This is a genomic window from Mesorhizobium sp. M0019 (assembly GCF_040323975.1).
In the GTDB taxonomy this organism is placed as follows: domain Bacteria; phylum Pseudomonadota; class Alphaproteobacteria; order Rhizobiales; family Rhizobiaceae; genus Mesorhizobium.
The window spans coordinates 1-21491 of the sequence record NZ_JAMYVK010000004.1 but is presented as its reverse complement, the minus strand read 5'-3'; the positions used below and the strand labels follow the sequence as shown (position 1 = coordinate 21491).

The 21491-nt window shown below is 63.3% G+C and carries 19 protein-coding genes; 8 read left to right on the top strand and 11 right to left on the bottom strand.

Features of this window, described 5'->3' with window-relative positions; translation table 11 throughout:
* The first annotated feature begins 1 nt into the window (after nucleotide 1).
* The 5 genes from NKK47_RS04575 to NKK47_RS04555 all read left to right on the top strand — a co-directional run bounded on the left by NKK47_RS04575 (nucleotide 2) and on the right by NKK47_RS04555 (nucleotide 5344).
* Complete coding sequence (locus tag NKK47_RS04575) at nucleotides 2-1261, top strand: ABC transporter substrate-binding protein (protein WP_023679841.1); 1260 nt, start codon at nucleotides 2-4, stop codon at nucleotides 1259-1261.
* Between the two features lie 239 nt (nucleotides 1262-1500).
* The gene (locus NKK47_RS04570; RefSeq protein WP_352575248.1) at nucleotides 1501-2424 is read left to right on the top strand and encodes a carbohydrate ABC transporter permease; all 924 of its coding nucleotides are present in this window, start codon (nucleotides 1501-1503) and stop codon (nucleotides 2422-2424) included.
* An 8-nt stretch (nucleotides 2425-2432) separates the two neighbouring features.
* Nucleotides 2433-3272 (top strand): carbohydrate ABC transporter permease, encoded by an 840-nt coding sequence (locus tag NKK47_RS04565; RefSeq protein ID WP_352575246.1) that lies wholly within the window; start codon nucleotides 2433-2435, stop codon nucleotides 3270-3272.
* Nucleotides 3269-4330 carry a Gfo/Idh/MocA family protein gene (locus NKK47_RS04560; RefSeq protein WP_352575245.1) on the top strand — a complete coding sequence of 354 codons (1062 nt, stop codon included), beginning with the start codon at nucleotides 3269-3271 and terminating at the stop codon, nucleotides 4328-4330. Before NKK47_RS04565 ends, NKK47_RS04560 begins: the two co-directional genes overlap by 4 nt.
* 15 nt (nucleotides 4331-4345) lie before the next feature.
* Nucleotides 4346-5344, top strand: coding sequence for an ABC transporter ATP-binding protein (locus tag NKK47_RS04555; RefSeq protein ID WP_352527632.1), 999 nt, complete (start codon nucleotides 4346-4348; stop codon nucleotides 5342-5344).
* Between the two features lie 210 nt (nucleotides 5345-5554).
* Here the strand turns inward: NKK47_RS04555 and NKK47_RS04550 are convergent, their stop codons facing one another.
* The 5 genes from NKK47_RS04550 to NKK47_RS04530 form a co-directional block, all read right to left on the bottom strand.
* A complete protein-coding gene (locus NKK47_RS04550) occupies nucleotides 5555-6400 on the bottom strand; it encodes a fumarylacetoacetate hydrolase family protein (RefSeq protein ID WP_352575243.1) in 846 nt (281 codons plus the stop codon).
* A gap of 166 nt (nucleotides 6401-6566) precedes the next feature.
* Nucleotides 6567-7298: an SDR family oxidoreductase gene (locus NKK47_RS04545; RefSeq protein WP_023677124.1), complete on the bottom strand. Its 732-nt coding sequence runs from the start codon at nucleotides 7296-7298 to the stop codon at nucleotides 6567-6569.
* Between the two features lie 176 nt (nucleotides 7299-7474).
* A complete protein-coding gene (locus NKK47_RS04540; protein WP_352575241.1) occupies nucleotides 7475-9847 on the bottom strand; it encodes an aldehyde dehydrogenase family protein in 2373 nt (790 codons plus the stop codon).
* 13 nt (nucleotides 9848-9860) lie between these two features.
* Nucleotides 9861-10910 carry a deoxyribose-phosphate aldolase gene (gene deoC / locus NKK47_RS04535; RefSeq protein WP_352575239.1) on the bottom strand — a complete coding sequence of 350 codons (1050 nt, stop codon included), beginning with the start codon at nucleotides 10908-10910 and terminating at the stop codon, nucleotides 9861-9863.
* Between the two features lie 162 nt (nucleotides 10911-11072).
* Nucleotides 11073-11900, bottom strand: a complete 828-nt coding sequence (locus NKK47_RS04530; RefSeq protein WP_352575237.1) for a ferredoxin--NADP reductase — start codon at nucleotides 11898-11900, stop codon at nucleotides 11073-11075.
* 218 nt (nucleotides 11901-12118) lie between these two features.
* Here NKK47_RS04530 and NKK47_RS04525 point away from each other — a divergent pair, with 218 nt between their 5' ends.
* Both NKK47_RS04525 and NKK47_RS04520 read left to right on the top strand, forming a co-directional pair.
* A complete protein-coding gene (locus NKK47_RS04525) occupies nucleotides 12119-14203 on the top strand; it encodes a hydantoinase/oxoprolinase family protein (protein WP_352575235.1) in 2085 nt (694 codons plus the stop codon).
* Nucleotide 14204: 1 nt separating this feature from the next.
* Nucleotides 14205-15947, top strand: a complete 1743-nt coding sequence (locus NKK47_RS04520; RefSeq protein ID WP_352575233.1) for a hydantoinase B/oxoprolinase family protein — start codon at nucleotides 14205-14207, stop codon at nucleotides 15945-15947.
* A gap of 38 nt (nucleotides 15948-15985) precedes the next feature.
* Here NKK47_RS04520 and NKK47_RS04515 read toward each other — a convergent pair whose 3' ends face one another.
* The 4 genes from NKK47_RS04515 to NKK47_RS04500 all read right to left on the bottom strand — a co-directional run bounded on the left by NKK47_RS04515 (nucleotide 15986) and on the right by NKK47_RS04500 (nucleotide 19314).
* The gene (locus NKK47_RS04515; RefSeq protein ID WP_352575231.1) at nucleotides 15986-16642 is read right to left on the bottom strand and encodes a methionine ABC transporter permease; all 657 of its coding nucleotides are present in this window, start codon (nucleotides 16640-16642) and stop codon (nucleotides 15986-15988) included.
* Nucleotides 16623-17720, bottom strand: coding sequence for a methionine ABC transporter ATP-binding protein (locus NKK47_RS04510; RefSeq protein WP_502904972.1), 1098 nt, complete (start codon nucleotides 17718-17720; stop codon nucleotides 16623-16625). Before NKK47_RS04510 ends, NKK47_RS04515 begins: the two co-directional genes overlap by 20 nt.
* Nucleotides 17721-17820: 100 nt before the next feature.
* A complete protein-coding gene (locus NKK47_RS04505; protein ID WP_352575230.1) occupies nucleotides 17821-18669 on the bottom strand; it encodes a MetQ/NlpA family lipoprotein in 849 nt (282 codons plus the stop codon).
* Between the two features lie 345 nt (nucleotides 18670-19014).
* Nucleotides 19015-19314 (bottom strand): DUF1236 domain-containing protein, encoded by a 300-nt coding sequence (locus tag NKK47_RS04500; protein ID WP_023677114.1) that lies wholly within the window; start codon nucleotides 19312-19314, stop codon nucleotides 19015-19017.
* A gap of 204 nt (nucleotides 19315-19518) precedes the next feature.
* Here NKK47_RS04500 and NKK47_RS04495 point away from each other — a divergent pair, with 204 nt between their 5' ends.
* Nucleotides 19519-20163 carry a DUF1236 domain-containing protein gene (locus NKK47_RS04495; RefSeq protein WP_352575444.1) on the top strand — a complete coding sequence of 215 codons (645 nt, stop codon included), beginning with the start codon at nucleotides 19519-19521 and terminating at the stop codon, nucleotides 20161-20163.
* A 97-nt stretch (nucleotides 20164-20260) separates the two neighbouring features.
* Here the strand turns inward: NKK47_RS04495 and NKK47_RS04490 are convergent, their stop codons facing one another.
* Nucleotides 20261-20503, bottom strand: coding sequence for a polymerase (locus tag NKK47_RS04490; protein ID WP_352575228.1), 243 nt, complete (start codon nucleotides 20501-20503; stop codon nucleotides 20261-20263).
* A 247-nt stretch (nucleotides 20504-20750) separates the two neighbouring features.
* Entirely contained in the window at nucleotides 20751-21305 is a 555-nt protein-coding gene (locus tag NKK47_RS04485) for a DUF4142 domain-containing protein (protein ID WP_352575226.1), read from the bottom strand.
* Nucleotides 21306-21491: the final 186 nt, after the last annotated feature.

Here is a 21491-nt window from a genome sequence, read left to right as displayed (position 1 = left end):
CATGACAACGAAGCTACTGACGGCACTTCTTCTCGGCACCAGCATTCTCGGCTCCGCCGGGGTGGCTTATGCCGACGACGTAACGCTCAACATCGAAAGCTGGCGCGGCGACGACCTTGCCATCTGGAAGGACAAACTGATCCCGGCCTTCGAAGCCAAGAACCCGGGCATCAAGGTGGTGTTCGCGCCGTCGGCGCCAACCGAATATGACGCCGCCCTCGGCGCCAAGCTCGCCGCCGGCTCGGCGGGCGACCTGATCACCTGCCGCCCGTTCGACAAGTCGCTGGAACTCTTCAAGAAGGGCAACCTCGCCGATCTGTCGGCGCTGCCGGGCATGGAGAACTTCTCCCCGGTGGCCAAGTCGGCCTGGCAGACCGACGACGGCAAGGCGACATTCTGCGTGCCGATGGCCTCGGTCATCCATGGCTTCATCTACAACAAGGACGCCTTCGACAAGCTCGGCATCAAGGTGCCGGAGACGCGCGACGAATTCTTCGCCGCGCTCGACAAGATCAAGGCCGACGGCACCTACATCCCGATGGCGATGGGCACCAAGGACCTCTGGGAAGCCGCGACCATGGGCTACCAGAACATCGGCCCGAACTACTGGAAGGGCGAGGAAGGCCGCGCCGCACTGATCAAGGGCGAGCAGAAGCTGACCGACCCTCAGTGGGTCGCACCTTATGCCGAGCTTGCCAAGTGGAAGCCCTATCTTGGCGACGGTTTCGAGGCGCAGACCTATCCGGACAGCCAGAACCTGTTCACGCTCGGCCGCGCCGCCATCTACCCGGCCGGCTCGTGGGAGATCGGCCTGTTCAACACGCAGGCGCAGTTCAAGATGGGCGCCTTCCCGCCGCCGGTGCAGAAGGCCGGCGACACCTGTTACATCTCCGACCACACCGACATCGGCATGGGCCTCAATGCGGCGTCCAAGAACGCCGACGCGGCCAAGACCTTCCTGTCCTGGGTGGCCTCGCCTGATTTTGCCACCATCTATGCCAACGCGCTGCCGGGCTTCTTCAGCCTGAACAACACGCCGGTGAAGATGGAAGACCCGCTGGCGCAGGAATTCGTCTCCTGGCGCGACAAGTGCAAGTCGACGATCCGCTCGACTTACCAGATCCTGGGCCGCGGTACGCCGAACCTCGAAAACGAGACATGGGTTGAATCGGCTAACGTCATCAACGGCACCGACACGCCGGAAGCTGCCGCCAAGAAGCTGCAGGACGGCCTCGACAGCTGGTACAAGCCGGCGAAGTAAGAGTGCGGCGAAGCGTTGTCTCCCCCCTCGAGGGGGAGATGTCGCCGAAGGCGACAGAGGGAGTCGGTCGAGGCAGGCTGCGGCTTGATCGCTGCTGGAAAGCACGGTCGAACGACGATGGCGCGCTGCCTCTGCCGACCCCACCCGCCTCGCTTTGCGAGGCACCCTCCCCTCGAGGGGAGGGAGGCGCCGCGCCCTTTGACGGCAATTGCAAGAACCTGATCGGCGGGACCGAACTCATGGCCGCAACACCGAAAAGACCGTTCCGCTGGCACATCGGCGTCTTTCTGGCGCCGGCAGTGCTGGTCTATACGGCAATCATGATCCTGCCGCTGGCCGGCACGCTGCAGCTCTCCTTGTTCCGCAACATAGACCAGTCCCAAGTCTTCGTGGGACTGGCAAACTTCCGCACGCTGTTCGGCGATCCTAACTGGTCGGTGGGCTTCTGGAATGCTCTCCGGAACAATGTCTGGTTCTTCATCATCCACATGCTGGTGCAGAATCCGATCGGCGTCCTTTTGGCGGCGCTGCTGTCGAGCCCGCGGCTGAGATTCTCCGCCTTCTACCGAACGGCGATCTTCGTGCCGACGATCCTGTCCTTCGTCATTGTCGGCTTCGCCTGGAAGCTGATCCTGTCGCCGCTGTGGGGCGTGGCGCCGCATCTGCTCGATCTGGTCGGCCTCAAGAGCCTGTTCACGCCCTGGTTGGGCAAGGAGCAGTACGCGCTGACCACACTCAGCCTGATCTCGGTCTGGCAGTTCGTCGGCATCCCGATGATGCTGATCTATGCGGCATTGCTGTCCATCCCCGAAGAGGTGATCGAGGCCGCTGAATGCGACGGCATCACCGGCATGTCGCAGTTCTGGAAGATCAAGCTGCCGCTGATCCTGCCGTCGATAGGCATCATCTCGATCCTGACCTTCGTCGGTAATTTCAACGCGTTCGACCTGATCTACACCGCGCAAGGGGCGCTCGCCGGACCGAACTATTCAACCGATATCCTCGGCACCTTCCTCTACCGCGCCTTCTTCGGCTTCCAGTTGCAGATCGGTGATCCCAACATGGGCGCGGCAATCGCCACGATGATGTTCCTGATCATCCTGGGCGGCGTCTGCGTCTACCTGTTCCTCGTGCAGACGCGCCTGCGTCGCTACCAGTTCTGAGGCGTGACATGAGCACGGCAACCCGCTCGCTGCCCCGCACCATTGGCGCCCACGCGATCCTGTTGACCTACACCGCCATCGCGTTGTTTCCGGTCATCCTCGTCATCATGAATTCGTTCAAATCGCGCGCCGCCATCTTCGGTGCGCCGCTGGCGCCGCCGACGCCGAAAACCTTCGATCTAATCGGCTACACGACGGTGATCGGCCAGGGCGATTTCATCCACTATTTCCAGAACAGCCTTGTCGTCACCGTCGCCTCGCTGTTCTTCGTGCTTTTGTTCGGCGCCATGGCGGCTTTCTCGCTGTCGGAATACCGCTTCCGCGGCAATTCGCTGATGGGGCTCTATCTGGCGCTCGGCATCATGATCCCGATCCGCCTTGCCACCGTCGCCATCCTGCAATTGATGGTGGCGAGCGGGCTAGTCAACACGCTGACGGCGCTGATCCTGGTCTATACCGCGCAAGGCCTGCCGCTTGCCGTCTTCATCCTGTCGGAATTCATGAAGCAGGTCTCGGACGATCTGAAGAATGCGGGCAGGATCGACGGCCTGTCCGAATACACCATCTTTTTCCGGCTGGTGCTGCCGCTGGTGCGCCCATCGATGGCGACCGTCGCCGTCTTCACCATGATCCCGATCTGGAACGATCTGTGGTTCCCGCTGATCCTGGCGCCGTCGGAGGAGACCAAGACGGTGACGCTCGGCGCCCAGCTGTTTCTCGGCCAGTTCGTCACCAACTGGAACGCCATCCTGGCGGCGCTGTCGCTGGCAATCATGCCGGTACTGATCCTCTACGTCATCTTCTCACGGCAGCTGATCCGCGGCATCACCTCGGGAGCAGTCAAGTGAGTTCGCAACAACCTCTTCGCGTTGTCATCGCCGGCCTCGGCAACATGGGGCGCAGCCATGCGCTGGCGTATCACACCAATCCGGGATTCCAGATCGCCGCGCTGGTCAACCGCTCCGATGTGCCGCTGCCGGAAGGGCTTTCGACCTACGCCATCCGGCGTTCCTTCGACGAGGCGCTACGCGACGAAAAGCCCGACGTCGCCTGCATCGCCACCTATTCCGACAGCCATGCTGACTATGCCGTCAAGGCGTTCGAGGCCGGCTGCCACGTCTTCCTCGAAAAGCCGCTGGCAACCACCGTCGCGGATGCAGAGCGCGTCGTCGCCGCCGCCAAGGCCAACGGCAAAAAACTGGTGATCGGCTATATCCTGCGCCACCATCCGTCCTGGATCAGGCTGATTGCCGAGGCGCGGAAGCTCGGCGGCCCTTACGTGTTCCGCATGAATCTCAACCAGCAATCCTCCGGACATACCTGGGAGACGCACAAGCAGCTGATGCAGACGACGTCGCCGATCGTCGACTGCGGCGTGCATTATCTCGACGTGATGCTGCAGATCACCGACGCCAGACCAGTCGAGGTGCGCGGCATGGGGCTACGGCTGAGCGACGAGATCGCGCCGTCGATGTACAATTACGGTCATCTGCAGGTGCTGTTCGACGACGGTTCGGTCGGCTGGTACGAGGCCGGCTGGGGGCCGATGATTTCGGAGACGGCTTTTTTCGTGAAAGACGTGATCTCGCCCAATGGCTGCGTGTCGATCGTCATGAAGGAGGGTGTCAGGTCCGACGACATCGGCACCCACACCAAGACCTCGACCATCCGCCTGCACAGTGCGGCGACCGGAGCCGACGGCAAGTTCGCCAAACCGGACGAGATGCTGTCGATGCAAGGCGAGCCCGGCCATCAGGACCTCTGCGACCTGGAACAGGCGTTTGTGCTGAAGGCGGTCCGCGAGGATCTGGACTTGACCCGTCACATGGACGACGCGGTGAAGTCGCTCGCCGTCTGCCTTGCCGCAGACGAGAGCGTGCGCAGCGGCCTCGCCGTGAAACTCTAGAACAGGGACGACGCCGTGGGCTCGCTGAACATCGAGAATGTAAAAAAGGCCTTTGGACCGGTCGAGGTGCTGAAGGGCATCAACCTCGAGGTGACGGATGGCGAGTTCGTCGTCTTCGTCGGTCCATCCGGCTGCGGAAAGTCGACGCTGCTCAGGGTCATTGCCGGGCTGGAGGACTCGACCTCAGGCCGCGTGGTCATCGACGGGGCGGACGTTTCGGCCACCCCGCCGGCCAAGCGCGGCATCGCCATGGTGTTCCAGACCTATGCGCTCTACCCGCATCTGACGGTGAAGAACAATATGGGCCTCGGCCTCAAGCAGGCGGGCACGCCGGCGGCCGAGATCGACCGCCGCATCGGCATCGCCTCGTCGATGCTGTCGCTGGAGCCCTACCTCTCGAGGCGGCCGGCCGAGCTCTCCGGCGGCCAGCGCCAGCGCGTCGCCATCGGCCGCGCCGTGGTGCGTGAGCCCAAGCTTTTTCTGTTCGACGAGCCCCTCTCGAACCTCGACGCCGCACTGCGCGTCAACACCAGGCTGGAGATCGCGCAATTGCATCGCCGGCTGAAGGCCACGATGATCTATGTCACCCACGACCAGGTCGAGGCGATGACGCTGGCCGACAAGATCGTCGTGCTGAACGCGGGAAAGATCGAGCAGATCGGCGGACCGATGGAGCTATACAATTCGCCGGCAAATGAATTCGTCGCCGGCTTCATCGGCTCACCGAAGATGAATTTCGTCGACGGCGCCAGGCTTGGCGAGACGGCCAAGACCATCGGCGTCCGTCCCGAACATCTGACCGTCGATCCCAAATCCGGCGCCTGGAAAGGCACGGTCGTCCATGCCGAGCACCTTGGCGCCGACACCAACCTCTATCTCGACTGCGAGAAGGCCGGGTTGATCACAGTGCGCATCTTCGGCGTCTATAACGCTGAGCCGGGTGCCACGCTCTATGCGACGCCGGATCCGGCAAAGACATACCGGTTTGGAGCCGATGGGAAGGTGCTGAAGTAGCGCAGGCGCCGACTCCCCTTCTCCCCTTGTGGGAGAAGGTGGCCGAGCGAAGCTCGGTCGGATGAGGGGTGTTGGACGGATCGCTACGCTGAAGGCGTAAGCGACGGAAATCCTTCGATGTTTTCTCGTCGCGTTTCTTCCAGCACCCCTCATCCGTCTCGGCGCTGCGCGCCGATCCACCTTCTCCCACAAGGGGAGAAGGAAGAGCGCCTACAAATCCGCCTTGAACGTCTGCTTCTGGATGCCCAGCCCCTCGATACCGAGCTCGACCACGTCGCCGGGCTTCAGGAAGACCGGCGGCTTCATGCCGAGGCCGACACCGGGCGGCGTGCCGGTCGAGATGATGTCGCCGGGGTGCAGCGACATGAACTGACTGAGATAGGAGACGAGATAAGCGACGCCGAAGACCATGGTCTTGGTCGAGCCGTTCTGCATCGTCTTGCCGTTGACCGTCAGCCACATCGGGATGTTCTGCGGGTCCTTGACCTCGTCCTTGGTCACCAGCCACGGGCCGATCGGCCCGAACGTGTCGCAGGATTTGCCCTTGGTCCACTGGCCCTGGCGCTCGGCCTGGAAGGCGCGCTCGGAGACGTCATGCGCGACGCAGTAGCCGGCGACATAATCCAGCGCCTCGGCCTCGGTGACATATTTAGCGGTCTTGCCGATGACCACGCCGAGCTCGACTTCCCAATCGGTCTTGACCGAGCCGCGCGGGATCAGCACGTCGTCGTTCGGCCCGACAATGGCCGAGCTTGCCTTCATGAAGATGATCGGCTCCGGCGGAACGGTGGCGCCGGTTTCGGCGGCGTGGTCGGAATAGTTGAGACCGATGCAGATGAATTTGCCGGTGCCGGCGACGCAGGCGCCGATCCGCGGCTTGCCGGAAACCGCCGGCAGCGTCTTCGGGTCGAGCTTCGACAATGTCTCGAGCGATGCCGGGTCAAGTGCCTTGCCGGCAATGTCGGTGACATGGGCGGAGAGGTCGCGGATCGTTCCATCGGCATCGAGCAGGCCGGGGCGTTCGCTCCCCGCCTCGCCATAGCGCAGCAGTTTCATGCAGTTTTCTCCCAGTTGCGACCAGAGGCCGTTTGCAAACTCGCTCCGCTGCGGCGAATGGCGTGGGTTTCGAGAACCGGAGCGGAGCGTACTTAAAGTACGTGAGCACCGGAAGCGCAGAAAGCCGCGTCAGGCGCCCGGCGGAGTAGGGTTTTCAAATGGCCTCTTAGATCGACCAGCCACCGTCGATATTATAAGCCTGCCCCGACGTATAGGTGGCGCCGGCCAGATAGACGGCGAGATCGGCGATTTCCTCGGGCGTGCCGAGGCGGCCCATCGGCTGGCGGGCGATGAAGGCGGCGCGAGCTGCTTCGTAGTCGCCCTGCGCATGCATGCGGTCCTGCAGCGACGGGCTTTCGACCGTGCCCGGACAGATCGCATTGCAGCGTATGCCCTTGCCGACATAGTCGGCGGCGACCGATTTGGTCAGGCCGATGACGGCTGCCTTGGTCAGCCCGTAAACGAAGCGGTTCGGCACGCCCTTGGTCGAACTGGCCAGCGACGCCATGTTGATGATCGAGCCGTCGCCGCGCTCCAGCATGCCGGGCAGCACGGCGCGGATGGTGCGGATCATCGAGCGGACATTGAGATCATAGGCAAAGTCGAGATCGCCGTCCTTCATCTCGAGGATCGAGCCGGAATGGACGAAGCCGGCGCAATTGAACAGCACGTCGACGGCGCCGATCTCGGCAAAAGCGGCGTTCACCGCCTCGTCGTTCAGCACGTCGAGCTTGCGGGTCTTGATACCGGGCGTCTTGCCGAGGTCGGCGAGCACCACCTCGTTAATGTCGGTGGCATGGACGACGGCGCCGACCTTGGCGAACGCCAGCGCGCTCGCCCGGCCGATGCCTTGCGCCGCCGCCGTGACGACAACGATTTTGCCTGTCAGATCCGCCATGCTTTTCTCCTCGCCCGTCTGTGGTCGTCCGGCTTTTACCGGCGCAAGGCCGGGGCGCAATGTGCCAGCCGGGCACTACCATCCCGCCTGTTTCGATATTCGCCTGCCAGCCAAATGTTTTTTCTCGGTAAAGAACATCTTTTGGCCCGTCAAGCCCGGACGTCTCTCCGGGGCACTCAGTCGCCGTAGGGCACCCAGACGTTCTTGACCTCGATCGCACGGCGCAGCAGGGCATCGCCGGCTGCTTCGTTCGAGGGCCAGTCGAGGCTGTGGCCGTTGCCGGTCCAGACGCGCTTGAGATTGCCGATGGACTCGGCCTCGGCCTTGGCGCAAGTCTCGGCATCGGCGAACACCCAGAGCCCGTCGACATCGTCATGCTTGGCCAATACGCCGGCAAGCTCGGAGCTACGGCCGGTGACGATATTGATGGCGCCTGCCGGAACGTCGGAATATTCGATGACCTGGTAGAGGTCGGTGGCAAGCAGCGGGTATTTTTCGGACGGCACGGCGACCACGGTGTTGCCCATGGCGAGCGCCGGCGCCACCAGCGAGATCAAGCCAAGCAAAGGTGCGTTGTCCGACGCGACGATACCGACGACCCCGACCGGTTCGTGCAGTGCCAGCGTGACGGCGCGGGCCGGCGGCTGGTGGACGCGGCCCTCGAATTTGTCGGCCAAGCCGGCATAGAGGAACAGCCGCTCGATCGACAGCTCGACCTCGTCACGCGCCGCCTTGGCGGTCGCGCCGGCAAGTTGGGTGAGGCGCACAGCAAACTCGTCGGCGCGGCCGGAAAGGTTTTCGGCCAGGTAATAGAGCACCTGGCTGCGGTTGTAGGCGGTCGCTTCCGGCCAGGCCTTGCAGGCGCGCGCGGCCGCGACGGCGTCACGGATATCCTTGCGGTTGCCGAGACCGACCTCGCCGGCAAGCTTGCCCTTGGCGGTGGCGATGGCGAAGGAATAATTGCCGTCCGGCCGGACCTGCTTGCCGCCGATGAACAGCTTTGCCGTGCGGTCGATGGCGCCACCTTCCGCCTGCTCGACAGGTTGGGCCGAAGACGTTGCCGGTTTGATGATCGGGCCGAGCGGTAGTTTTGCCGAGAGATATTCGAACATGCCTTCGCGCCCGCCTTCGCGGCCAAAGCCGCTCTCGCGGTAGCCGCCGAAGCCGCAGGAGGCGTCGAACATATTGGTGCCGTTGACCCAGACGACGCCGGCCTTCAATTGCGGCGCGACGTGCAGGGCAAGATTGATGTTCTCGCTCCACACCGAAGCGGCCAGGCCATAGCGTGTGTTGTTGGCGAGCTCGATCGCTTCCTCGGTGTTGCGGAAGGTCATAGTGGCGAGCACCGGCCCGAACACCTCTTCCTGTGCCAAGATGTTAGCCGGCGAAACACCGGTCGCCAGCGTTGGCAGATGGTAATAGCCCGAGGAGGGCAGCGCCGAGTCCGGCTGCCAGCAGATTGCGCCCTGCTTGGCGCCCTCGGCGATCAGGCCCTTGACGCGATCGAGCTGGGTCAAATCGACCAGCGGGCCGATATCGGTGTTCTTGTCGAGCGGGCTGCCGACGCGCAGCCGGCTCATCCGCGTCTTGACCTTGGCGATGAAGGCGTCGGCGATGCCTTCCTGCACCAGAAGGCGCGAGCCGGCACAGCACACCTGGCCCTGGTTGAACCAGATGCCGTCGACCAGACCCTCGACGGCGCTGTCGAGGTCGGCATCCTCGAAAACGACGAATGCCGATTTGCCGCCAAGCTCCAGCGACAGTTTCTTGCCCGAGCCGGCAGTGGCCTTGCGGATGATCTTGCCGACCTCGGACGAACCGGTGAAGGCAATCTTCTGGATCCCGGGATGATTGACGATTGCCCCACCCGCCTCCGGCCCGCCCTGGACGATGTTGACGACGCCCTTCGGCACGCCGGCGCGTCCGCAGATCTCGGCAAACAGGATCGCGGTGAGCGGCGTGAATTCCGCTGGCTTCAGCACCACGGTGCAGCCCGCGGCGAGCGCCGGCGCGATCTTCCAGGCCAGCATCAAGAGCGGGAAGTTCCACGGGATGATCTGGCCGACGACGCCGACCCCCTTATGGCCTGGAAAATCCCTGTCCAGCGCCTGCGCCCAGCCGGCATGATGGATGAAATGGCGGATGGCCAGCGGCACGTCGATGTCGCGGCTTTCGCGGATCGGCTTGCCGTTGTCGATCGATTCCAATACCGCGAACAGCCGTTGGTGGCGCTGCATGGCGCGGCCGATGGCGTAGAGCACTTTGGCGCGTTGATAACCGGTGCTGGCGCTCCATTTCGGCAGCGCTTTTGTGGCGGCCGAAACCGCCGCGTCGATATCGGCGGCACCGGCATCCGACACCTTGGCCAGCAGCTTTCTCGAGGACGGATCGCTGGTGTCGAAGGTTTTGCCTCCGCTGGCTGCCTTCCAGTCGCCTCCGATAAACAGCGCTTTACCGAAATCCCGCGCGGCAAGCCACGCATCGGCCTCGTTGCGCGCCTCCGGCGCCGGGCCGTATTCCATGGCGTGATAGCGTTCGAGAATGTTCATGAAGCGCTCCGAATCACGCCATCGCGTGGCGATGATTGGCCGAGTAGTGGCCGGTCAGATGATGCTCGAGCTGGCGCTCTATATCGGTCAAAAGACTCGATGCTCCGAAGCGGAACAGCTCCGGCTCCAGCCACGGCCGGCCCAGTTCTTCTTTCATCAGCACCAGCCAATCGAGCGAGGCTTTTGCCGTGGAAATGCCACCGGCCGGCTTGAAGCCGATGAGATAGCCGGTTTCCTCGAAATAGGCGCGGATCGCGCGCACCATGGCAAGGCCGACCGGCAGCGTCGCGTTGACGCTTTCCTTGCCGGTCGAGGTCTTGATGAAATCTGCACCCGCCATCATCGCCACCATCGAGGCGAGCATGACGTTGCGCAGCGTCGCGAGGTCGCCGGTGCCGAGGATCACCTTCAGATGGGCCTCGCCGCAAGCGGCGCGCATCGAGACAATCTCGTTATAGAACTCCTGCCATTTCGCCCCGAATACCAAGCCGCGCGGGATGACGACGTCGATCTCGTCGGCGCCGTCCCTTACCGATGCTTCGATCTCCTGCAGACGTGTCGAAAGCGGTGCAAGGCCATGCGGGAAGGCGGTCGAAACGGCGGCGACGTGGACGCCGCTGCCGCGCAGCGCTTCGACGGCAGTGGCGACGAAGGGCTGATAGACGCAGACCGCCGCCGGGCGGATCTTTTCACCAGTAATGCCCAGCCCCTCGGCAATGTCGCGACGGAACGGGTTGACCGCCTTGGCACAAAGCCGGCGCACGCGCTCTTCCGTGTCGTTCGAGTTCAGCGTCGTCAGGTCCATGCAGGCGACGGCGCGCAGCAGCCAGGCGGCCTGGTTATCGGCCTTGATCGAGCGTCTTTTGGTCAGGCTGGCGACGCGGCGTTCCAGCGCCGAGCGGTTGACACCGCGCATCGATTCCATGAAGCCGAGATCGAGCCTCATGCCGGGATTGCGAGCAATGCCATGGGCTTGCGGCATCGGCGCATTGGCGGCGGCGCGCGCCGGCAGCGGCGTGACCTTCGATGTGCCGACGTCGGTTTCGCGGATTGTGCTGCTCATCTCCTGCCCCTTGTTCAGCGACTTATGCCGAAGATAGACCGTGAAGCGGCGCTTCACGAGTCCTTCAAGCGGTCATAGCGGAAAAAGACAGTCAAGGCAGCCGATTTTTGACCGCATGATCAAAATCAGGGTCTCGAACCAGTGGACGCTGAACTGCGCGTCTCAGCCGACGAAGGCGCGCTCGACGACGAAGCTTGCCGGATGGTGCAGCGAGCCTTCCTGGAAGCCGAGGCTTTCGGCCAGTTCCTTGACGTCCTTGAGCATATGCATCGAGCCGCAGATCATGATGCGGTCGGTCTCGGGATTGAGCTTGTCGATGCCGAGATCGCTGTAGAATTTGCCCGAGCCGATCAGCGCGGTGATGCGGCCCATGCGCTCGGAGGTCTCACGCGTCGTTGAATTGTAGAGCGTGACGCGGCCGCCGGTCAGTTCGCCGATCAGCGGATCGTTCTCCAGTGCGGCCACCAGCGCCTGGCCGTAGGTGAGCTCGGCATTGTCGCGGCAGGTATGGGTCAGGACCACCTGCTCGAACTTCTCATAGGTGTCGGGATCGCGCAGCAGGCTGGCGAAGGGAGCAATGCCGGTGCCGGTCGAGATCATGAACAGGCGCTTGGCCGGCGTCAGCGCGTCGACCACCAGCGTGCCGGTCGACTTCTGCCGCATGATGACGGTGTCGCCGATCTCGATCTTCTGCAGCTCCGAAGTGAGCGGGCCGTCCGGCACTTTGATCGAGAAGAATTCGAGTTCGTCGTCCCAGGCTGGGCTGGCGATCGAATAGGCGCGGAACACCGGCTTCTCGGCATTGGGCAGGCCGATCATGACGAACTCGCCGGAGCGGAAGCGCAGCGACTGCGGCCGGGTGATGCGGAACGAAAACAGCCGGTCGGTATAGTGCTTCACCGAGACGACGGTTTCGGCATAGACATTGGCCGGTATCGGGAACTGCAACGGCCGGGCGCCGGCAGTGTTGAACGCGGATGTGGTGTTCATCAAACCTAACCTTCCGGGCCAGTTCAGCGCCCGCGCCAAATCTTCACCTGCGCGCCCGAACCGGTCAGGTTCCAGCGTGCCGTTTGCACACTCCGAAGCGGTAAGCTCTTGTGTCCGGAATTTATTAGTATACAAACGATATTTGCGTCAAGACGCCGCCGTAAAACAGCTTTCCAAACTGAGGCATGTAAGCAGTTCGGGCATTTCGGGTTTCGACAATGGAACAGAATTTTTCGGCGCAAGCTCTGGATTCGACGGGCAGCGTCGTCGCCGGTATCGATGTCGGCGGCACCTTTACCGACCTGCTTCTGATCGACGGCCGTGACGGTGGCCGGGTGCACATCGCCAAGACCCCGACGACAGTCGACAACCAGGCGTTCGGCGTCGTTTCGGCACTTGGCGCCACCGGATTTCCGGTCGACGGCATCGACCTCATCGTGCACGGCACGACGACCACCACCAACGCGGTGCTGGAGCGCCGGCTGGCCAAGACCGGCATGATCACCACGCGCGGCTTTCGCGACGTGATCGAGCTTGGCCGGCGGACACGGCCGCAGGCCTATGGCATGACAGGCACGTTCGTGCCGATCATCCCGCGCAATCTGCGGCTCGAAGTGTCGGAGCGGGTCGAAGCCTCGGGCGCGGTGCGCATCCCGCTCGACGAGGCCGAGATGCGGGCAGCGATTTCACAACTGATCGCGGCCGGCTGCGAATCCCTCGTCATCCATTTCCTGCATTCCTACGCCAACCCGGCGCATGAGCGGCGTGCCGCCGAGATCGCGGCCGAGCTTTGGCCGAACGGCTACATCACGACAGGCCATGCGCTGCTTTCGGAGGCGCGTGAATTCGAGCGCGGCGTGACCGCTTCGGTCAACGCTTCGGTGCAACCGATCCTCGAACGCTATGTCGAGCGGCTGCGCAAGGAGCTGGCGTCAAAAGGCTACGCCCGCGACTTCCTGATCATGAACGGCAATGGCGGCATGATCTCGGCCCGCTTTGTCACACGTGAGTCGGCCAAGACTGTCATGTCCGGCCCCGCTTCCGGCGTCATTGCTGCCGCCTATACGGGAAAACGCGCCGGCTTCGAAAACCTGGTCACCTATGACATGGGCGGCACCTCGACCGACGTGGCGCTGATCCGCAACGCCGAGCCGGCGGTGTCGAACGAGATCGAGATCGAGTATGCGATGCCGATCCACGTGCCGATGGTGGCGGTGCATACGGTCGGCGCCGGCGGCGGCTCGATCGCCCACGTCGATGCGGCAGGCCTGATCCAGATCGGCCCGGAAAGCGCCGGCGCCAATCCCGGCCCGATATGCTACGGACGCGGCGGCTTGGAGCCGACCATCACCGACGCCAATCTGGTGCTCGGCAGGCTGGCGCCGAAGAAGCTGCTCGCGGTGGAAAACCCGGTCACCGTCGAACGGGTCACCGGCATATTCGAGGACAGGATCGGCCGCGCCACAGGCTTGTCCGGCGTCGAGGCGGCGGGTGCGGTGCTGCGGCTCGGCAACGTGAAGATGGCCGGCGCCATCCGCATGGTCTCGGTGTCGCGCGGCCACGACCCGCGCGATTTCGCGCTGTTCGCCTTCGGCGGCGCCGGGCCGCTGCATGCGACGGCACTGGCGCGCGAGCTGGGCCTGCCCAAGGTGCTGGTGCCGGCGCGGCCGGGCATCACCAATGCGCTCGGCTGCGTCGTCGCCGATCTGCGCCATGATTTCGTTAATACGGTCAACCAGCCGGTAGCCAGTCTCGAGAAAATCCAACTCCACGAGACATTGGAACGGCACCGAAACGAAGGCAAAGAGCTGATCGGCAAGGAGGCGGTGAAGCCGGAAATGATCCGCGTCACGCATTCCGCCGACATGCAGTTCGTCGGCCAGACGCATATCATCAACGTGCCGCTGCCGTCGTCTGCGGTGACACGCGAGGGACTGCAGCAACTGTTCGAGAAGGCCTATTTCGCCCGCTTCAAGGTCCAGTTGCCGGAAATCCGCGCCAATCTGGTCAACCTCAACACCTCGGTCACCGGCGTGCGGCCGGCAATCGATCTGTCCCGGCTGATCGACCCGGCTGGGCGCGCCAAAACGCTCGAAGAGGCGCGGCGCGAGATCCGGCCTGTCTGGTATGGCGGGCGCTGGTACGACACGCCGGTCTACAGCAGAGAGAAGTTGCCGCTCGACGCAACAATCGAAGGTCCGGCGATCCTCGAACAGATGGACGCGACGACTGTGCTGGAGCCCGGCGACCGGGCGCGATCGGATGCCGACGGCAACATCATCATCGATATCGGCGAGGCCTGAGATGGAAAAACTCGACGCCATCACCCTTTCGGTCATCCAGGCGGCGCTACAGCAAGTCTGCGACGAAATGGACCTGACATTTTCGCGCGCCGCGTTCTCGCCTGTCATCGCCGAGGCCAATGACCGTTCGGATGGCATCTATTCGGCGCTCGATGGTTCGCTGATCGCGCAAGGCAGCCAGGGCCTGCCGGTGTTCGTCGGCGTCATGCAGTATTCGACCAAAACCGTGATCGAGATGATCGCCGACGGACGCTGCCTGCCGCCCGAGCCGGGCGATATCTACATCGTCAACGATCCCTATCTCGGCGGCACCCATCTGATGGATGTGCGCTTCGCCATGCCGGTCTACCGCGACGGCAAGATATTCTGCTGGCTGTCGAACACCGGCCACTGGCCCGACATCGGTGGTTCGGTGCCGGGCGGCTTTTCCGCCTCGGCAACGGCGGTCGAGCAGGAAGGCTTGCGACTGCCGCCGGTGAAATTATTCAAGAAGGGCGTGCTCGACCCTGAGATCTACGCCATCATCTGCTCGAACATCAGGGTTGCCGACCAGCGCATCGGCGACATCCGCGCGCAGGCGGCGGCACTGCTGATCGGTCAAGACCGACTGAACGGAATCCTGGATCGTTACGGAGACGAAACGGTCGTCGAAGCGATCGCCGAACTGCGCCGCCGCGCCGCCGAACAGATGCGCGCGAACATATCAGCCATTCCCGACGGCATTTACCGGTCGCAGGCTTTTGTTGATTCCGACGGCGTGGTCAACGAACCGCTGACTATCGCGCTGGCGGTCGAAAAACAGGGCGACACGCTCAGCTTCGACTTCTCCGGTTCGTCAAAGCCCTGCGCTGGGCCGATGAACAGCGTGCTGGCGACGACCTTGTCCTCGGTCTATCTCGCCATGCGGCACATTTTCCCCGACGTGCCGATCAGCGCCGGTGCCTTCGAGCCGCTGATCGTCAGGCGGCCGGAAGGCACCTTCCTCGACGCCAAATATCCGCGCCCGGTATCGGGCTGCGCGGCCGAGGTTTCGCAGCGCATTGCCGAGGCGGTGTTCGCTGCGATGGTGCAGGCGCTGCCGGACAAGGTGACGGCGGCTCCGGCCGGCTCCAGCGGCAATTTCGCGCTCGGCGGCAACGATCCGGCCCGCGGCCGCGATTATGTCATGTACCAGATCTCCGGCGGCGGCTATGGCGGCAATGCCGGTCACGACGGCCTGACCAATGGCTGCTCGACCATCGGCATTTCCAAGTCGCCACCAGTCGAAATCATGGAGCAGGCCTTCCCGGTGCTCTACCGCCACTACGCCCTGCGCGAAGGCTCGGGCGGCGCCGGCAAGCATCGCGGCGGTTTTGGCCTCGCCTATGAGGTCGAGATCCTGCGCGGCGACGCCCGTGCCTCCTTCGTCATGGACCATGGCCGCTTCGGCCCACAGGGCGCGCTCGGCGGCAAGGACGGCGCGGTCAACACGGTGACCGTGTTCCGCGACGGCAAGGAACATGTGCCGCGGCATCTATCCAAGGAGCAGGACATCGCGCTGAAGGCAGGCGATCGCGTGCGCGTCGGCACACCGGGCGGCGGCGGCTACGGCGATCCGTTGCAGCGGGACGCCGATCTGGTGTCGAGGGATGTCGCGCTGGGCTATTACACGCCCGCAGAAGCCGCCGAAAAGTTCGGCGTCGCTCTCTCGGCGGATGGATTGGGGATCGACCGGGCAGCCACGGAAAAGAGGCGCGCCGGCTGACGGCGCGGCCCCGGATTTCCCTTATTTGCGACCAACGATCAGTTGCGGTGATCCAGCCTCGCGACCAGCCGGTCGCCGGCCCACTGGATACCGCAGACCAGGACGATCAGCACAATGACAACGGCGATCATGACGGACGTCTCGAAGCGCTGGTATCCATAGCGGATGGCGAGGTCGCCGAGCCCGCCGGCGCCGATGGCGCCAGCCATGGCCGAGGCGCCGATAAGCGTCACCAGCGTCACCGTAAAGCCGGCGACGATGCCGGGCAACGCTTCCGGCACCAGCACCTCTCGAATGATCGTCCAGCGGTTGCCGCCCATGGCGCGTGCCGCCTCGATCAGCCCGTGGTCGACCTCGCGCAGCGACACTTCGGCGATCCGGGCATAGTAGGGCGTCGCCGCGATCGACAGCGGCACAATCGCTGCCCAGGTGCCGATCGAGGTGCCGACGATCAGCCGCGTCACCGGGATCAGCGCAACCAGCAGGATGATGAAAGGCACCGAGCGGAAGCCGTTGATGAGCGCTCCGAGCGCGCGGTTCACCCACAGGTTTTCGGCGATACCGCCGCGGTCGGTGGCGACCAGCGCCAGGCCGAGCGGCAGCCCGAAAACCAGCGAGATGAGGCCGGAGGCGGCCGTCATCAGGATCGTTTCCCAGATCGAACGGACGAGAAGCTCAAACAGGACCGGCGACATGGCCAAGCACCTCCACCCGCGCTTGGCGGGCTTTCAAGAACGCGATCACCTCTGCCAGGTGAGCTTCATTGCTGCCGGCGACCGCCACGAACAGTGTCCCGACAGGCTGCTGCTGGACGTGATCGATGCCGCCATGCACGAGGCGGAACGAGCCGGGAACTGCCGAGGCAAGATCGGACAAAAGCGGGCTTCGCGCGGCCTCACCGGCCACGTCGATCTTGAGGATCGCCTCCACGCCGGCGTTCTGCGTTAGCTGGCTTGCGATCTCCGCCGGCAATTGCGGCCGGATGCCGCCGAGCAGGCTTTGTGTGATCGCCGATTTCGGGTCGGCAAAGACCGACCACACCGGCCCTTGCTCGACGATCCGCCCAGCGTCGATCACCGCGACCCGGTCGGCGATCGAGCGGATCACCTCCATCTCATGCGTGATCAGCAGGATGGTCAGGCCGAGCTGCCGGTTGATGTCTCTGAGCAAGGCAAGGATGGAGCGCGTCGTCTCCGGGTCCAACGCCGAGGTCGCTTCGTCCGACAGCAGCAGCGCCGGGCGCGCCGCAAGCGCCCGGGCAATGCCGACGCGCTGCTTCTGCCCGCCCGACAGCGACGCCGGAAAGGCTTTCGCCTTCTCCGACAGGCCGACAAGCTCGAGCAGCTCGGCGGCGCGTGCCAGGCGTTCGACCCTGGGCCGGCCTTCGATCTTGAGCGGCAGCGCTACATTGTCTTCGACCGTCTTGGCGGACAGCAGGTTGAAATGCTGGAAGATCATGCCGATGCGCCGGCGCAGCGGCTGCAATTCGCGCTCGCCGAGCCGGCTGATGTCGCGGCCTTCGATGAAGACCTGTCCTGAATCCGGCCGCTCCAGGCCGTTCAAACAGCGTATCAGCGTCGACTTGCCGGCGCCGCTGCGGCCGATGATGCCGAGGATCTCGCCCTGGCGCACGCTGAGCGACACGCCGTCCAGCGCCGCTGTCGCGCCGAAGCGGCGCTTCAGCTCGATGAGGCGCACGACATCATTCGGTCCGGCGGAGCGGCCGCCGACGGGACGCATGACTTCGGTGACCGAGGCGAAATGCTGGTTCATAAAAGTTCCTGTATTGGTGTCCCGCAAACGCGATCGCGGTCCGCGTTGAAGCGCGGACCGTTTTATCATGCCGGGCTTCGGCGCCCAGTCGAGCTCGGCATCAATAGGCGCTGATGCCGGTTCCCTTGTAGACTCGGTCGAATTCGGCCTTCACCTTTTCGTTCTGGTAGGAGGCGACCAATGTCTTTACCCAGGGCTGGTTTTCATTGCCGGCCTTGACCGCGATGAAGTTGCGGTAGGGATTGTCGGCCACCGCCTCCTGGGCGATGCGGTTCTCCGGTGTGAGGCCGCTTTTAAGCGCCCAATCCGTGTTGACCACGGCCCCGTCGAGGTCTTCCACCGAGCGCCCGACAATCCCGGCGTCAAGCTCCTTGACGACTAATTTCTTCGGGTTTTCGGCAATGTCGGTCGTCGTAGCCAGAATGCCGGTGCCTTCCCTGAGCTTGATCAGACCTTCGCTCTGCAGAACGCGCAGTGCGCGGCCCTCATTGGACGGGTCGTTCGGCACGCCAATGACGGCGTCTTCGGGCAGGTCGGCAATCTTCGTGTACTTCTTGGAATAGAGGCCGATCGGCCAGACCCCGGTATAGCCGACCGGGACGATGTGATAGCCCTGCGTCTTGATCTGGTTGTCGAGATAGGGCTTGTGCTGGAAGGCGTTGGCGTCGATTTCGCCACGCTCGAGTGCTTCATTCGGCTGGGTGTAGTCGTTGAACACCACGGTCTCGATCGTCAGCCCCCTCTCCGCCGCCTGGGCGGTGACGACGCGCCACACATCCTCGTCCTCGCCGCTCATGATGCCGACCTTGACCGCCGTCTTGTCTTCGGCGAACGACGGCGCAGCAAGGCCGACAATCGCAACCGCCGACGCGAAAAGTACAGCCAGACCGGCGCGCCGGTTTATAGTTGCGGAGAGAAATGAGAGCAAAGTGTTGGTATTCCCAGACATGATCTATCCCGTCGGTTCTGAAGTCGTTGCGGCCAGGCGGAGTGCCAAGCCTTGCCGGCATCATCGGGAATGCTGACCGTCGGATCAAAGCACCGTATTTCCCGCGAAATGCGAAGCCAGGAATATTCTCTCAAAGTTTCGGGCCTGGCGAGCACAGGGCGTGCTGGGATCATGCGTTCTAACCCAATGCTGGTTCAGAAATTGTCCGGACGTCGTCTCCGCTATGAGGCCCGCCGTGCTTCGAAGCGGCGGGCCTTTCTGCGTCCGAATGCCCAACACGGGCAGCAGTGTGGGATGTCGACAATGCTGGACGCGCCGCATGTCCCTTCAAAGCGACGCGCTTGCTCACTCGATGACCTTTACAATCCTGCGCGTGCCAGGATCGACCAGGACGGTCCGATTGTCGACGACGACATAGCGGTATTTGACGTCGGGAACCTCATGAAGCTCGACGGTATCGGGCAGGGTCGAGCCGACATTGAGCTCCACGCCGGGAAGCTGCACGGACGCCAGAGGCTGCTTTTTCACATACTCGCGTACGATCGTCTCCTGCTGCGGTTCGATGACCACGTCCTGAGCGGCAGCGGCGCCAATACCCGCAAGCAGCAAGAACCCAGCCGCGGCTGCCGAAAGATGCATTCTCATGATCGTCTCCTTTCGTGGTGAGCCACCTCTGCGCTGCGCCGCGTCATGCTGTTCGCAGCGGGGTCGCTATAGGCCGGTAACGTCATCAGGTGGAGCTTGTTCCGCCACTCGGATCGCTTGCCGTTTCCCTCCATTAGTTTGGAACAAAGTTTTTTAGCCGCGGTTTTACGCGGTGAAGGGACGCGTTTTCCAAGGAGATCTCTCATGAAAGGCGTTCTGATCACCAGCATGCTAGCAATCAGCGTCAGTTGCGGGGCTGCACTTGCCCAGACGCAGCAGTCGACCGACGACCAGTCCGGCGCCAATTGTGCAGCCGGCACTGCCAATTGCCAGAACGGCGCCAAAATGGGCGAGCAGGCTCAGGGCAAGACCGGCGCTGCAACTGATCAACAGGCGCAAGGCAACAAGAAGCTGAAGACCGATGAGCAAGCCAAAGGCAAGGCCGGCGCAACGACTGACCAGCAAGCCCAGGGCAACACAAAGATGAAGACCGATCAGCACGCCCAGGGCAAGGCCGGAACCACCACCACCGAGCAGACTCAGGGCAATGCCTCGACGCAGACGCAGGACCAGAGTTCGACCGCTTCCATCAGCAATGTGACCGTTGAACAGAAAACCCAGATCACGCAGGTCATCAAGGAGACGAACGTCCAACCGGTTTCCAGCGTCGATTTCGACATCTCTGTCGGCATCGAGGTTCCGCGGAAGAAGGTCCGGCTGCATCGTCTGCCGGCGCGCATCGTCAAGATCGTTCCGGCTTACGAAGGCTATGAGTATTTCGTGCTCGCCGACGGCCGGATCGTCATCGTCGACCCGAATACCTACAAGATCGTGATTATCCTGACTTAGTTGTGGCCAGACGGTTTGATTGAACCAAAGGGTCCGTCGCGCAGGTCGCGTGGCGGGCCTTTCCGCATCTCCTCGCTCCGCGTCTGCAAATCGCAAATCAAGGTCCGTCCTCGGGGCGAGGAGTGAGCACGGTGTGATCGATGATGTCGGGCAGGCAGGGACTGGGCACGCAGCTTGTTCGGACTGACGCGGTGCTCATGGCATCGATATCCGTAACCAGCACCATTCTCGCGTAGTGCCGCGGCCACAGCGGCTCTCCAAACAGGACGAAGACGCCGCCAATCATCAAGGCCAGCAACATGAGTGCCGTAACATTTGCAAATATCTCGCCGTAGCGCATGAAGGCAGCCTGTCCCGTTCGGAAAGCGATTTCAGCCTGTGACAGCGGCGACCAGGACGGCGCCGAAAGCCGGCGCTACTATCCTTGAGGCCCCGCGAATGCCGCCTTCCATTGGATCCTCCCCGAACAAGCCGGATAAATAACGGCACTCTCGGTGCTTTGTTCCCGGCCGTGTGGCCGGACGACAGCTGCGTCACACAGGCCGTGTGTGGGGCGGCCTTTCGTTTGCAAAAGGCACTCTTCGCTCTCATTGATGCGCGGCAGCGAGGTCCTTGAGATGACGTTCGTGCATTTGCAGCACCGGCAGCGTCTTCTTGGCAAACTCCTTCATCGCCGGATCGTCGCCGGAATTCGCGTAAGCGGAAAACAGCGCCACCGCTTCCTTATGCGCCTGGGTCTGCATGTCGATATATTTCGATTGGAAGCTGTCCCCGCTGGCCTCCTTGAGTTGGTCGAGCAGCGCCTGGTGCTTGGTGTCCAGCGACGGGCCGGCTGGCGCGGTGGCCGAAGTCGTCTGACCCTTGCTGAGCGCCGCCTTGAAGTCCTCGCCGGCCTTGGTGTGGTCCGTGACCATTTGCGCCGCGAATGCCTTCACGTCGTCGGCAGTCGCCTGCGTCTGCGCAAGTCGGCTCGATTCGATTTCGAATGTATTGGCGATGGGCACGGTCTTGACGAACGTCGCGGTGTCAACCTTGCTCATGGTGTCGGTCGTTAGAGGCGTCAGCGTCGCCGATTGGGCAAAAGCAGCCAAAGGTGCGCCAGCCATCATCGCTGCCGCAGTGATGGATAGAAGGGTTTTCATGGGGGTTCTCCGAGGCTGATGTCATCCCTCCGATGGCTCAACGCGCAAGCTGCGGCGAGGTTGCCTGGTCGTGGGGGGGGGCGCCCCGCCCCCCCCCCCCCCAACAGGGGGTACCAAGAACCAACACACCCCCACCCCGCAGGGGCCCGGGCCGGGGAGGCCACACACACAGCCGGGGGCCGCGGG

What these genes read in the sequence shown, in the direction of transcription:
- NKK47_RS04575 (WP_023679841.1), top strand. Translation starts at nt 2, where the DNA reads ATGACAACGAAGCTACTGACGGCACTTCTTCTCGGCACCAGCATTCTC.
- NKK47_RS04570 (WP_352575248.1), top strand. Translation starts at nt 1,501, where the DNA reads ATGGCCGCAACACCGAAAAGACCGTTCCGCTGGCACATCGGCGTCTTT.
- NKK47_RS04565 (WP_352575246.1), top strand. Translation starts at nt 2,433, where the DNA reads ATGAGCACGGCAACCCGCTCGCTGCCCCGCACCATTGGCGCCCACGCG.
- NKK47_RS04550 (WP_352575243.1), bottom strand. Translation starts at nt 6,400, where the DNA reads ATGAAACTGCTGCGCTATGGCGAGGCGGGGAGCGAACGCCCCGGCCTG.
- NKK47_RS04545 (WP_023677124.1), bottom strand. Translation starts at nt 7,298, where the DNA reads ATGGCGGATCTGACAGGCAAAATCGTTGTCGTCACGGCGGCGGCGCAA.
- NKK47_RS04540 (WP_352575241.1), bottom strand. Translation starts at nt 9,847, where the DNA reads ATGAACATTCTCGAACGCTATCACGCCATGGAATACGGCCCGGCGCCG.
- deoC (WP_352575239.1), bottom strand. Translation starts at nt 10,910, where the DNA reads ATGAGCAGCACAATCCGCGAAACCGACGTCGGCACATCGAAGGTCACG.
- NKK47_RS04530 (WP_352575237.1), bottom strand. Translation starts at nt 11,900, where the DNA reads ATGAACACCACATCCGCGTTCAACACTGCCGGCGCCCGGCCGTTGCAG.
- NKK47_RS04525 (WP_352575235.1), top strand. Translation starts at nt 12,119, where the DNA reads ATGGAACAGAATTTTTCGGCGCAAGCTCTGGATTCGACGGGCAGCGTC.
- NKK47_RS04520 (WP_352575233.1), top strand. Translation starts at nt 14,205, where the DNA reads ATGGAAAAACTCGACGCCATCACCCTTTCGGTCATCCAGGCGGCGCTA.
- NKK47_RS04515 (WP_352575231.1), bottom strand. Translation starts at nt 16,642, where the DNA reads ATGTCGCCGGTCCTGTTTGAGCTTCTCGTCCGTTCGATCTGGGAAACG.
- NKK47_RS04510 (WP_502904972.1), bottom strand. Translation starts at nt 17,720, where the DNA reads ATGAACCAGCATTTCGCCTCGGTCACCGAAGTCATGCGTCCCGTCGGC.
- NKK47_RS04505 (WP_352575230.1), bottom strand. Translation starts at nt 18,669, where the DNA reads ATGTCTGGGAATACCAACACTTTGCTCTCATTTCTCTCCGCAACTATA.
- NKK47_RS04500 (WP_023677114.1), bottom strand. Translation starts at nt 19,314, where the DNA reads ATGAGAATGCATCTTTCGGCAGCCGCGGCTGGGTTCTTGCTGCTTGCG.
- NKK47_RS04495 (WP_352575444.1), top strand. Translation starts at nt 19,519, where the DNA reads ATGAAAGGCGTTCTGATCACCAGCATGCTAGCAATCAGCGTCAGTTGC.
- NKK47_RS04490 (WP_352575228.1), bottom strand. Translation starts at nt 20,503, where the DNA reads ATGCGCTACGGCGAGATATTTGCAAATGTTACGGCACTCATGTTGCTG.
- NKK47_RS04485 (WP_352575226.1), bottom strand. Translation starts at nt 21,305, where the DNA reads ATGAAAACCCTTCTATCCATCACTGCGGCAGCGATGATGGCTGGCGCA.